Genomic DNA, 12,039 nt, shown 5'->3' with positions numbered 1-12,039 from the left:
TGCACATAGAGTTACGTATTGCTAAGGTTAACATACAGCGACTACGCATTCTCATCAGCACCTAGCCGCAGCTCGCGATGATCGTTGGGGCAGAACCTATGAAAGCTATTCCGAAGATCCAGAGGTTATCCGATCCTGACTCACAAGCCATCGTTGAAGGTTTGCAGGGTGACAATAAAACTGGCTTTTTCGGTGATGATAAAGTCATTTCAACAGTAAAACACTTCATTGGAGATGGCGGCACTGAAAAAGGTGACGACCAGGGCAATAACATTGCTGACGAGGAAACCCTGTTTAAAATTCATGCTCAGGGTTACGTTGGTGGTTTAAGCGCAGGCTCTCAATTCTGGCGATGTGCTTCGTTGAACAGCTGGCACGGCGCAAAAATTCATGGCAAAAAATATCTGTTAACCGATGTATTAAAAGAACGCATGGGATTCGATGGATTTGTCGTTGGCGACTGGAATGGCCACGGGCAAAATCAAGGGCTGCAGCAACGAAAGCTGCCCGCAAGCCATGAAACGCGGGGCCTGCATGTCGGACACGTGGTGCCAACTCAAGCCTGAAGCCACTTTATGAAAAACCTGATTGCCCAGGGTTAAATCGGGTGAAATTCCACAGTCCAGGTTGGATGATGCTGTCACCCGAGTACTGAGAGTTAAGGTAAGGGCTGGGTTATTTGACAAACCTTCTCCGGCAAACCGTCCTCACGCCAATAAACAGGAATTAATCGGTGCTCAGGCCCACAGAGATATCGCCAGAGAAGCAGTGAGGAAATCACTGGTGTTGTTAAAAAACAACCAGCAGATTTTACCTTTGTCGCCCAATCAAAGAGTTTTGGTAGCCGGAGATGGTGCCCACAATATTGGCAAGCGATCCGGCGGCTGGAGTATCACCTGGCAGGGAACAGGCAGCAGCAGCGAAGATTTTCCGGGAGGTACATCCATATTTCAGGGGATTGAAGCCGTTGTTGCGCAAGCCGGCGGCACAACTCAATTATCCGAAAACGGTCAGTTTTCAGAAGTACCTGATGTTGCAATTGTGGTTTTTGGAGAAGAACCGTACGCAGAAGGCAACGGTGACCTGGATAATGTCGAATATCAACGCGGCAGTAAATCCGACTTAGCTTTACTTAAATCCTTAAAAGATAAGGGAATTCCTGTAGTTTCCCTGTTTATCAGTGGCAGACCCATGTGGGTGAATCCTGAAATTAATGCCTCGGATGCCTTTGTAGCAGCCTGGTTGCCAGGATTTGAAGGCCAGGGCATCGCAGATGGTTGATTCAGCGATAGCGAGGGTGAAATCCAGTACGATTTTCACGGCAAGTTAACCTTTAGCTGGCCTAAGACCCCGCAACAACAAGCCAACAAAGGAGATGATGACTACGCTCCGCTGTTTCCCTATGGTTATGGATTAAACTATTCATCAACCGCATCGGAATTGGCCATGTTACCAGAAGACAACGGCAGCTCAGCAGCCGTTCTGGATGACAGAGCTTTGTATCAGGGTGCTGTTAAAGCGCCATGGCAACTGGCTGCAGTCGATACTCAAGATACCCAGCAAATAATGACCGCAAGTGTACTGAAAACCGACGCCCTGAATGTCAGAACTCGTGACCGTCGGGTACAAGAAGATTCACTGGAGTTGAACTGGCATGGCGAAGCCGCATTTGGACTGTACAGCCCGTTTCCAGACGATCTGATGGGTTATCAGGAATCCGGGGCCAACCTGCAATTCGATGTTAAGGTAGCCAATATTACTGGCAAAGTGACTCTTCAGGTTGCCTGCATGGATACCTGCACAAATACCGTTAATATCACAGATTCATTGCGCTCTGTACAAGGTTCAGATTGGAAAACGGTTGTCGTGCCAATGGCATGTCTTGCAAGCCAAGGGGTTAACTTCTCTAAGATCATGTCACCCTTTGCGCTTCATGCATCTGGCGGTACACAAATACAAATATCTGACGTGGTACTCAGCAACCAGGAAGGGGGATGAGTTAATCCCGGCTTCCTGCAGGGGCGAACAATAATGAAATCTTTACAACCAATAATTGCGGTATCACTGGCATTGACCTCAGGCATAGCCAGTGCCGAACAAACCAATAATGAAAAAGCTAACTGGCAGGACAAAGGCTGGGAGTTAGTGTGGCAGGATGAGTTCAGTGGTGACAAAGTGGACGAATCCAAGTGGAGCTACGAGGTTAACTGCTGGGGTGGCGGTAACGATGAGCAACAATGCTATGTAAACAAAGCAAACAACTTCGAATTTATCGACGGTGTTTTGCACATAGTAGCTAAAAAGGAATCCTTTACCGGACCCAGTGAAACGGAAGATTCAGCGGCTTACGATCCAGCGAATACCCCGAACCCTACCCGATACCTCAGGTCGTATCCGTAGCAAAAACAAAGGCGACTGGCGCTATGGTCGATTCTGAAGTGCGTGCCCGACTCCCTCATGGTCAGGGAACCTGGCCGGCTTTCTGGATGTTACCCACAGACAATGTCTACGGTGGGTGGGCAGCATCTGGGGAAATAGATATCATGGAAGCCGTAAATATCGGTACTCAAACCGATAAATCCGGTAACGTAGCAATGAACCAGAAACGCGAATTCACGGCACGCTGCACTATGGTCGCGCCTGGCCTGAAAACGTATATTCCGGTACCTGGTATGAATTACCGGGCAAATTTAGTCCGGCGGAAGACTTCCATACTTATGCGGTGGAATGGGAAGAAGGCGAGATCCGCTGGTATATGGATGACATCCACTATGCCACGCAGCGCTCTGAGGGGTGGTATTCTGAACTAAAAAATGAATCAGGAGAGGTACAAACAAACCCTGGCCATGCGCCTTTTGATCAACGCTTTCACCTGATTCTGAATCTGGCAGTAGGCGGTGCCTGGGCCTCCAACGTGAATGAAAAAGGCATAGCTCATGACATATTTCCGCAACGCTTTAGCATTGACTATGTGCGCGCTTACCAGTGCAGTAAAAATCCAGACACAGGCAAAGGCTGTGCTTCTGTGAATCCCAATGCCAAATTAGTAACAGGTAAGGACAAACACTAAAGTAAACATTCTAAATAAACAGGTTTTGCGCGCTAAAGTGTAAAACCTGTTGTCCCTCTTCCAGTAAGATTTCCATCGCCTGCTCGAGATGCCTGAACTGCCAGCGGCGATTGAACTTACACTCACTGTTATCACCGGCAGTTTCAAAATAAGAAAAATGCTGTAATTCCTCTTTATCAAACACCAACTTAGTCGCACACTGCCGCTGTCGATAATAAACCCTTCCTGATTGCCTGTTATCATCTATCTCCACTAGTACATCTTCACAATGGCCGTTACAAATAGACAAACCATAGTAGCCACTAAGATCAACCGATGTGTTTTGCTTGTTTTGTTCTGATACCTGCGATTGCGCCGCGCTCACCTGACCAATCATCAGCTGGCAGATTCATGTGTCTGAAACCTGTCACAGAAGCATCGTAATAATAAAACAGTGGCCTGAGAGCCACCTGAATTACCCGCCCCCATTGCGACTGCGTGTGCTGAGGAAACAGCACCTTTTCGGTTTCTGTTTTGGGTAACCACAAAAATATGGCTGTCCAGATAAAAGGCACCACTACCAGCGGTGATAAAGAAGCATTTAACACAGGGTTAATTCGTTTTTTCATTCTGCGCGCCCTTATCAGAAAGCGAGTACGAAAATAGGCAGCCAGGCAAATAAACACAATGAAAGTACTGACTAATACGGCATAGGTGGGTAAAAATACCAAAGCAAAACTTTTGCGCATCAGGTTAAAAGCGTCTTCTGGAATATCCCGAGGAGAGTTTATACATTGCGTCGCCCAATAATGTGCGATTTTATTGTCCAGCTGATAAACATCGGATGCCCTGGCAATCTGAGCCAGGCCGGAAGCCTCTGTCTAAGCAATTGCGTCAGGCAGCGACTCACCGCCAACATAAAACGCTGCTCGGGTGGGCCCGTAGCCGCATCAGGTAAGCCTGATAAACTGCATTGATAGACTTCGGTCAGCCTGGCTATATCATGTCGGGTAAAGCGGCTTTCGTCGCTAAAAACCCGCTAACTCTGAAACCGCGTCATCGACATGTTTTTGTCTGGTTTCGGTAAAATTCGAATGACTATCCAGTTCTTCAACCACAACGCGAAAGTCATCAATTCTGTCTTTAAATCCCTGATAAATGGTGACAACCGGACGTGCTAGTTTTTCTGGCAATCCAGTCTCCATCAACATTAAAGACAATTCATCCTGCAGCACATCTGATTTTTGCAGTTTGGCCATATAACTATCATTCAGGCATACGTGCAATGGCAGGTATAAACGAACTAACTGTTTGTGGCTGCTTTGAGTTTGTTGCTCAGGGGAAACAAAATAATGAAATTCAGGTAAATTGCCTTTGCTGAACAACCGGTTAGCAGCGTTACCAATCAGACTGCAATGCACGATCTGTTTAGAAGCATGGCGTTCCATCATCAGATAGACCTCTTTCATGGCCACGTATCCCACGATGGTGACCAGTACAAAACACCCCAATTTGATAGAAATTCGTCTTACTGAGCCTGTCCGGTTTAAAGTTTTATTCATCGACAAACCGATAAGCGCTGACAATCCCAGCCCGGCACCCGATATCAACCTGCCGGTAACTTCCAATTGCGTAAGATTCGCCGCGCTTTCAGTGAAGTACAGGCTATTCACAAGCAAGGTCAGAAAATACACTTCTGCTAACAAATAGCCCAACACCGCAGAAAGCAGTATCGGTTGCCAGATAATTTGCGATTTTAAAACGGTCTTTGAAACAGACATGTTTAATCTTGCGATATCACCAATTTAATTGTGGCTCGGTCAGGAAGCACAGCCACCAGACATTCCTTAGTTTTTTCAGTTTAGTCCAGATTGTTAAAAATATGTTGACTTGTGCCGAACATATTTTTAACATTAATGAAAGCGCTTACATTATGCGTTATTTTTTGAAGCAAAAATGTAAGCGCTTTCATGAAATATAACAAGCTGGCAAAGTTTTTAGCGGCTGTTCCCGTAGCCGTTTTAAATTTGCCTGGTTTGTTGAATGAGCATTACTCCGTCAGAAGCAACTTGCAGCAACACACACAGCTGAACAACGTAAACGGGGGTAATTAATGACAACGATCTTGGAGAGCAACATGGTAAGTTACAGAGCAAACAAGCTCACACACATTATCTCAGCTTCCTTACTATCAGTTGGTCTGTTTGGCTGTGGTGGCGGTAGCGATACCACTAACACAACCATCGACCCGACGATAGCCACTCCCCCGGTAACTGCAACTGAACAACCAGATAGCGATTGGGAGTTGGTATGGAGCGATGAATTTGACGGCGCTGAAATCGATTCTAACAAATGGACCCATGAGGTTAATTGTCAGGGCGGCGGCAATAATGAAAAACAATGTTATACAGACGACCCAAGTAACTCGTATGTCTCTGACGGCCTGCTCAATATTGTTGCCATGCCGACACCAGAGGAATCGGATCTTCCATTACCCTATACCTCCGCTCGACTGAACACCAAATACAAAGGTGACTTTACTTACGGTCGTTTTGAAGCTCGAATTAAATTACCTCAGGGGCAAGGCGCATGGCCTGCCTTCTGGATGCTGCCTACCGACGAAGAGTATGGCGGTTGGCCAAAATCTGGCGAGATTGATATTGTTGAAAGTGTCAATTTAGGTGTGGTAAGTGATGCTGATGGCAGCATTGAATCCAATATTTACGGCACACTGCACTATGGTTTTGACTGGCCTAACAATGTTCACTCTGGTCAATCTTACGCTTCAGGCAGCAATCCCAAAGACGGTTTCCATACCTATGCTGTTGAATGGCAAGAAGGTGAAATCCGTTGGTACATGGACGGCTATTTATATGCAACACAGCGCCAATCAGTGGTCAGAAGACTGAATGATGGTACGGCTGTAGGCTTATCCCATCGCGGTTGGTTTTTACCGCAATTCAACCCGGTGACAGGTGAAGAAGAAAACGTCTATAGCGCTGCGCCATTTGATCAAAACTTCCATATGATACTGAACTTCGCGGTAGGTGGTGATTGGCCTGAAAACGTCAATAACCTGGGTATCGACGCCAGTGCCTTTGCAGGCGGTCAGGCGATGCAGGTTGACTATGTCAGAGTTTATCAATGCTCTAGCGATCCGGAAACGGGTAAAGGTTGTGAGTCAGTGCGTCCTGGTTATGACGAAGAAGGCGACGGTCTGGTTGAAGGCGCTGCGCCAATTCCTACGCCACCAGCCCCACCTTCGGTTGATCCGGTAACCATTTTTGCAGATGAAGAAAATCCAGACTGGCCATTATGGGACTGCTGTGGTGGAACCACACCAGAAGTAGTAATGGATGACGCGGCCCATGGCGCAGTAGCTGAATTTACCATCAATGATAACAACGGTACGGTTTTAGGCTTTTATGGACGTGACGCAGGAGCACTAGATGCCTCCCCTTCCCTGTCTAATGGTAGCTTGCGCTTCGACATGAAAGTAGTAGCAGCTCCAACTGCTTCAACTACCTGGTTGTTAAAAGTAGAGGCTAATGGCAATACATCATTCGCTGAAGTACCTTTGAACACCAGCACAGAGGGCGCAGACCCGGTCGTGGGTGAATGGCAAACTTATACGTTCCCGCTTTCTTATCTTTCGGATCAAGGCCTGGATGTCAGTGGCATTGATGTCATCATGATTTTCCCAGCCTGGGGAACGGGTGAAGGTGCCACATTCCGCGTAGATAACGTGATTGTAGGCCCTGAAGGCACCGCGCCATCTGTAGAACTGGTACTGTTCGAAGACACTGCCAATGTCGAGTGGCCTCTTTGGGACTGCTGTGGCGGCACAACTCCGGTTGAAACCATGGATGATGAAGTACACGGCACTGTCGCTGAGTTTGAAATTCTGGACAACAACGGAACCGTTATGGGCTTCTTTGGACGTGATAACGGCGCGTTCGACGCTTCCAGTATCCTTTCCAATGGCGTGCTTGAGTTTGATATGAAAGTGGTCAACGCCCCAGCGGGTGAAACCACCTGGTTATTAAAAGTAGAAGCCAATGGCAACACCTCTTTTGCTGAAGTAGCGTTAAACACCAGTACCCAAGGTCAGGATCCGGTTACCGGCGAATGGCAAACCTATACTTTCCCACTTCTGGCTCTGTCAGATGCAGGTCTGGACGTCAGCGGCATTGACATCGTAATGGTATTCCCGGCATGGGGAACCGGAGCAGGTGCGCTATACCGCATAGATAACGCCAAAATCTATGATCCAAACGCCTCTTCAGGTGGCTCAAGCGGCCCATTATTAGAGGTATTTGCTGACGCTGAAAACTCAGGTTGGCCACTTTGGGATTGCTGTGGTGGTACTACGCCAACCGTGGAGATGGATGATGCAGACCATGGTTCTGTCGCTGAGTTCCAGATTCTGGACAATAACGGCACAGTTATGGGCTTCTTTAGCCGAGATACCGGCGAGCCCTTTGATGCCAGCAGCATCATCACAACCGGCGTATTCCAGTTTGAAATGAAAGTGGTATCGGCACCTTCATCCAGCACCACCTGGTTGCTGAAGATTGAAGTCACGGTAATACCTTATTTGTGGAAGTTCCCTTAAACACTAGCCAGGAAGGCATGGATCCAGTTACTGGCGAATGGCAAACCTGATACTTTTGATTTGTTGAGCCTGAGTGATGCGGGCCTGGATGTCAGTGGTATCGACGTCATCATGATTTTCCCGGCTTGGGGTACAGGCGAAGGTGCAACCTACCGTGTTGACAATGTTTACATCGGTAACCCCAGTGATATTTCCGGTGGTAGCAACGGAGGCGGCAGCTCATCCAATGCGGCATTGACGTTATTCGCTGACAGCGAGAATGCCAACTGGCCGATGTGGGATTGTTGTGGCGGTACCACACCAACCGTACAAATGCTGGACGATGGACACGGTGCAGTTGCACAGTTCGAAATTCTGGACAACAACGGCACGGTAATGGGATTCAATGGTCGTGATCAGGGGCAAGCTTTCGATGCATCGCCCTACCTGGCCGCAGGCAAATTCCAGTTTGATATGCGAGTTGTCAGTGCTCCGGCAACTGATACTACCTGGCTACTTAAGATTGAAGCCAATGGCAATACTTCATTCGCTGAAGTTGCACTAAACACCAGCAACGAGGGTCAGGATCCGGTTACGGGTGAATGGCAAACCTACAGCTTCGATCTACTGGCTTTGTTAGATGCAGGCTTAGATATCAGTGGCATCGATATCGTGATGGTATTCCCGGCCTGGGGAACGGGTGGCGGCGCTACTTACCAGATCGATAACGTCATGATCACTGAGAACTAATCACACTGCATCGCAGATTGGAATAACGCAACACTGCAGTCCAGCGTATCAACATACCCGGACTGCAGAAAATGCACACAAAAAAGTAGGGTTATTATGAAACAGACCAACTTTTCAAAAAAACGCTTATCGGCAACTATATCCATGTTGCTGGGCGCTGCAGCACTGTCACCGGTATCTGCTCAGGAAGCAGAAGAATCGGCAGAAGACAGTAATGTAGAAATTATTCAGGTATCCGGTATTCGCGGCAGTATGGCCCGCTCCATGGATATCAAACGCGAATCATCAGGCATAGTGGATGCCATTTCCGCTGAGGAAATGGGTAAATTCCCAGACACCAACCTTGCGGAATCACTGCAACGTATTACCGGTGTTACTATCAGCCGTAGTAATAACGAAGGTAGCGAAATTACTGTTCGTGGTTTTGGCCCGAGCTTTAATTTGTTAACCCTCAATGGCAGACAAATGCCTGGCACGGGTAACTCTCGCTCATTCGATTTGGCCAATTTATCCTCGGCCGGCGTCAGTACTTTATCAGTTTACAAATCAAGTCGCGTAGATGTCCCAAGTGGTGGTTTAGGTGCCACTGTCGACATTGAAACCGGCAAGCCGTTGGCCTCTCCCGGTTTAAAGTACACGGTTTCAGCCAAAGGAATTTATGACGAGTCCAATGAACTGGGCGATGATGTCACTCCTGAAATCGCGGCCATGTACAGTAATACCTTCCTGGACAACAAGGTTGGTATTTCCATTACCGCCTCATACCAGGAACGGGACTTCCAACAACAAAGCGCCAATATACCTGGCTGGCAGGCTAATACTGGCCCATTTAGTGCTTCCACTAACAATGTTGATCCTCGCCCTGAAGCCACCAGCGAAGAGCAAGATCTGTTAGACGGTGTGGCCGACGGCCGCGTGGGTAATACCTTTTTGCCGCGTCAGATTTCATACGATGTTAACGATGTGCAACGCTTCAGAACCAACACTCATCTACATTGCAATACGCACCGCGTGATGACATGACCTTCACCGCTGATTATCTGTATAACGAATCAGAAACAGCAATTGAAGGCTATGGCTTTGGTATCTGGTTTAACTTCGGGGGCAACGTCACCAATTACGAGTTAGATGAAAACGGCACAGCTACACGTTTTACCGAAGTTCAAAACGATTATGCCCACTCCCGCACAGCGACCACCATTGGTGTTGAGCAAGACTCTGTCGGTTTTAACTGGGAATGGCAAATCAACGACGACTTCCATGTTGAGTTTGATTATCACGATTCAAAAGTCGAATATGACAATGGTTTAGACGAAGGTACCAATGCCAGCTCACTGCTTATCATTGCACCGAATAATATCCTGACCAAAACCTATGATTTTACCAATAGTGAAATTCCGCACTTCAGCATGACCTGGCCAAATGGCGCGGCGGAAGCGAATCCGAATGATATTGATCCGTTATTTGCGCAGTTTACCCGTACCATCGGTGAATCTTCAGTGAAGCAATTTCAGGTCGATGGCAAATGGTTAAACCCCAACGACAGCTTTTTAATCGAAGTAAAATCTGGCGCGGCCTATACAGAGCAATATTTCGGTGGGCGTGCCGGTTTTGGTGGGAACCAGGGTCCAAATGGCTACAACGGTAATCAGGCGGTATTCCCTGACAGTATGTTTACTCGGATGGAAACCGGTGACCTGCTTGATGAATTTGCCGGTGGCGGCAGTGCATTGGGTACCAATTATTACTACGATTGGAATCTGAGTGAAGCTCTGTCCCGCTTGCAGGCATTCTTCCCCAACTTTAACACTGACCCCTTCAATTCCTCAGGTCAGATTTCGCAAGGGGATATCACTGAAGAAACTATGTCGGCTTACTTAGCTGCTAAGCTAGAATTTGAAATTGCCGATCGCATTCTCGATGTAAATGTGGGCCTGCGTTACGAAGAAACAGAAGTACTCAGCACCAACTTACAGCGCGCTGAAGATTTTCTGGTTTGGTCTAACCCCACAGAATGGCAGCTGAGATTCCGCGAAGGTGATGACGTATTCGTTTCAGGTTCAGGTGAATATGATGTGCTATTGCCTTCATTGGATCTGAGATACGAAATAATGGACGACATGTTTGTTCGTTTCTCTACCGGTAAAACCATCTCACGTGCTTCATTGGGTAATATGAGTGCGGGCCGTAGCCTGTCACCTAACCCCAAACCAGGTAGCCGTACAGGTGGCTCTGGTAACCCAGGTCTGGAGCCATTCGAATCCAAAAACATGGATTTATCTTTTGAGTGGTACTATGACGAAGCCAGTTATGTTTCTCTGGGCTACTTCAGAAAAGATGTTAAAAACTTCATCGTGAATGGTGCCAATGTATTAACCTTTGATGGTTTACGTGACCCCTTCATCGGACCTCGTGCTACCACAGCGATCGCGCAGCTGGAAGCAGAAGGTATTCAACCTACTGTTACAGCGATTTGGGAACGCATCATCGAAAATGGTGGCGGTGTAGATGACTCTTGTTGTCAGACTCAAATCGTACGCCAGCAAGATGACGATCCCCTTGTAGAGTGGTTAGTGAATCAGCCGGTAAACGATCCTTCTGAGAAAACAGTGGATGGTATCGAATTTGCGGTTCAGCATATGATCGCTGACACCGGATTTGGTGTTTCGTTAAATGCCACGGCAGTGGACAGCGACTCTGAATACAACAATGACCTGTTAGTGGTACAACAGCCGCTGCCAGGCGTCAGTGATTCAGCCAACTTCCAGGTTCTCGATGAAGATGATCAATGGTCCATTAAACTGACTCACACATGGCGAGATGACTACCTGATTGGTGTTGGACAGCCTCAGGGGTCTGCAGATGCGCCACCACAATACTTCCCTGGATACCAGTATTACTGATTTCAGTATTAACTACGATCACACAGAAGACGCCAACCATCTCTCCCTGGAAGCCTACAACGTCACCAACGAAACTGAAGAAGGCTAACCGCCGCTATCGCAACCAGTCTCCGGTCCGGTAGACAATACGGTCCACGTTATGCGTTGTAGAGTGTCAGGGACACCTTCGAATAAGCTTACGGGCGATAAAAATCAAGCCGCCTTGTGCGGCTTTTGATGTAATGGCGTACGCGTAGCAACAGCAATACACGCTCATTTCCTTAAGCATTATACTTTTACCAACAAGAGTGCTTAACGAAATGCATGTAAATGGAGTCCATCTTGCATAAAAGAAATCAGAAAAGTGGTAATTGTAGGTGGTGGGTCGGCCGGTCGGCTAACCTGCGCTGTATTAGCTGCCTGAGCATCGCGCCAGTGCCGACAATGGCTTGCAAATTACTCTGGATCCAATCGCCTGATGTAAAAACCATTGGTGTCGGTGAAGGCACCTGGCCCACCACGGCGCGGCACCCTGACGCAAAGCCGGTATTCGCGAAACGGATTTTTTTAGACGAACGTGACGCTTCCTTGAAAGCAGGGCGCAAAGTTTGCCCGCTGGGTAACAGGCGCAGAGGATGATGCTTACTACCATCCACTGGCGTTACCCCAGGGCTACAGTGGTATCAATCCGGCGCCCTTTTGGTCAGAACATGCAGAGAAAGTTTCCTTCGCCGATGCGGTTTGCTTTCATAGCATTTATGTGA

11 protein-coding genes and 1 pseudogene are annotated in these 12,039 nt (G+C 47.8%); 9 read left to right on the top strand and 3 right to left on the bottom strand.

What is annotated here, in order from left to right; translation table 11 throughout:
- The first annotated feature begins 98 nt into the window (after positions 1–98).
- From ACXAC4_RS19310 to ACXAC4_RS19285, 6 genes are all read left to right on the top strand, one after another.
- The gene (locus ACXAC4_RS19310) at positions 99–566 is read left to right on the top strand and encodes a glycoside hydrolase family 3 N-terminal domain-containing protein (protein WP_475164797.1); all 468 of its coding nucleotides are present in this window, start codon (positions 99–101) and stop codon (positions 564–566) included.
- 61 nt (positions 567–627) lie between these two features.
- Positions 628–1,281: a glycoside hydrolase family 3 protein gene (locus ACXAC4_RS19305; protein ID WP_475164796.1), complete on the top strand. Its 654-nt coding sequence runs from the start codon at positions 628–630 to the stop codon at positions 1,279–1,281.
- 165 nt (positions 1,282–1,446) lie between these two features.
- The gene (locus ACXAC4_RS19300) at positions 1,447–1,998 is read left to right on the top strand and encodes a putative glycoside hydrolase (RefSeq protein ID WP_475164804.1); all 552 of its coding nucleotides are present in this window, start codon (positions 1,447–1,449) and stop codon (positions 1,996–1,998) included.
- 33 nt (positions 1,999–2,031) lie between these two features.
- Positions 2,032–2,400, top strand: a complete 369-nt coding sequence (locus tag ACXAC4_RS19295; RefSeq protein ID WP_475164794.1) for a glycoside hydrolase family 16 protein — start codon at positions 2,032–2,034, stop codon at positions 2,398–2,400.
- A gap of 23 nt (positions 2,401–2,423) precedes the next feature.
- On the top strand, positions 2,424–2,810 hold the full coding sequence (locus ACXAC4_RS19290; protein WP_475164793.1) for a hypothetical protein: 387 nt from the start codon (positions 2,424–2,426) through the stop codon (positions 2,808–2,810).
- Positions 2,723–3,070: a glycoside hydrolase family 16 protein gene (locus ACXAC4_RS19285; protein WP_475164791.1), complete on the top strand. Its 348-nt coding sequence runs from the start codon at positions 2,723–2,725 to the stop codon at positions 3,068–3,070. Before ACXAC4_RS19290 ends, ACXAC4_RS19285 begins: the two co-directional genes overlap by 88 nt.
- A gap of 10 nt (positions 3,071–3,080) precedes the next feature.
- On the opposite strand, the gene ACXAC4_RS19280 is transcribed toward ACXAC4_RS19285, so the two are convergent.
- From ACXAC4_RS19280 to ACXAC4_RS19270, 3 genes are all read right to left on the bottom strand, one after another.
- On the bottom strand, positions 3,081–3,434 hold the full coding sequence (locus ACXAC4_RS19280) for a hypothetical protein (RefSeq protein WP_475164790.1): 354 nt from the start codon (positions 3,432–3,434) through the stop codon (positions 3,081–3,083).
- Positions 3,379–3,678: a hypothetical protein gene (locus ACXAC4_RS19275; protein ID WP_475164788.1), complete on the bottom strand. Its 300-nt coding sequence runs from the start codon at positions 3,676–3,678 to the stop codon at positions 3,379–3,381. The genes ACXAC4_RS19280 and ACXAC4_RS19275 overlap by 56 nt, the downstream gene beginning before the upstream one ends.
- Before the next feature lie 399 nt (positions 3,679–4,077).
- The gene (locus tag ACXAC4_RS19270; RefSeq protein WP_475164787.1) at positions 4,078–4,830 is read right to left on the bottom strand and encodes a hypothetical protein; all 753 of its coding nucleotides are present in this window, start codon (positions 4,828–4,830) and stop codon (positions 4,078–4,080) included.
- Between the two features lie 356 nt (positions 4,831–5,186).
- On the opposite strand from ACXAC4_RS19270, the pseudogene ACXAC4_RS19265 reads away from it, so the two are divergent.
- The 3 genes and pseudogenes from ACXAC4_RS19265 (at position 5,187) to ACXAC4_RS19255 (ending at position 11,296) form a co-directional block, all read left to right on the top strand.
- A pseudogene (locus ACXAC4_RS19265) lies at positions 5,187–8,393 on the top strand (family 16 glycosylhydrolase).
- A 96-nt stretch (positions 8,394–8,489) separates the two neighbouring features.
- Positions 8,490–9,416, top strand: a complete 927-nt coding sequence (locus ACXAC4_RS19260) for a TonB-dependent receptor plug domain-containing protein (RefSeq protein WP_475164782.1) — start codon at positions 8,490–8,492, stop codon at positions 9,414–9,416.
- Entirely contained in the window at positions 9,413–11,296 is a 1,884-nt protein-coding gene (locus ACXAC4_RS19255) for a TonB-dependent receptor domain-containing protein (protein WP_475164780.1), read from the top strand. Before ACXAC4_RS19260 ends, ACXAC4_RS19255 begins: the two co-directional genes overlap by 4 nt.
- Positions 11,297–12,039: the final 743 nt, after the last annotated feature.

It is taken from the genome of Pseudoalteromonas sp. AWM4_233 (assembly GCF_056158285.1).
The sequence above is the reverse complement of the archived record's forward strand: the minus strand, read 5'-3'. Positions and strand labels throughout refer to the sequence as shown.

Bases quoted from the DNA above. Each gene is read 5' to 3' on its own strand.
- ACXAC4_RS19310 (WP_475164797.1), top strand. From the start codon at position 99: ATGAAAGCTATTCCGAAGATCCAGAGGTTATCCGATCCTGACTCACAA.
- ACXAC4_RS19300 (WP_475164804.1), top strand. From the start codon at position 1,447: ATGTTACCAGAAGACAACGGCAGCTCAGCAGCCGTTCTGGATGACAGA.
- ACXAC4_RS19295 (WP_475164794.1), top strand. From the start codon at position 2,032: ATGAAATCTTTACAACCAATAATTGCGGTATCACTGGCATTGACCTCA.
- ACXAC4_RS19290 (WP_475164793.1), top strand. From the start codon at position 2,424: ATGGTCGATTCTGAAGTGCGTGCCCGACTCCCTCATGGTCAGGGAACC.
- ACXAC4_RS19275 (WP_475164788.1), bottom strand. From the start codon at position 3,678: ATGAAAAAACGAATTAACCCTGTGTTAAATGCTTCTTTATCACCGCTG.
- ACXAC4_RS19270 (WP_475164787.1), bottom strand. From the start codon at position 4,830: ATGTCTGTTTCAAAGACCGTTTTAAAATCGCAAATTATCTGGCAACCG.
- ACXAC4_RS19260 (WP_475164782.1), top strand. From the start codon at position 8,490: ATGAAACAGACCAACTTTTCAAAAAAACGCTTATCGGCAACTATATCC.
- ACXAC4_RS19255 (WP_475164780.1), top strand. From the start codon at position 9,413: ATGACCTTCACCGCTGATTATCTGTATAACGAATCAGAAACAGCAATT.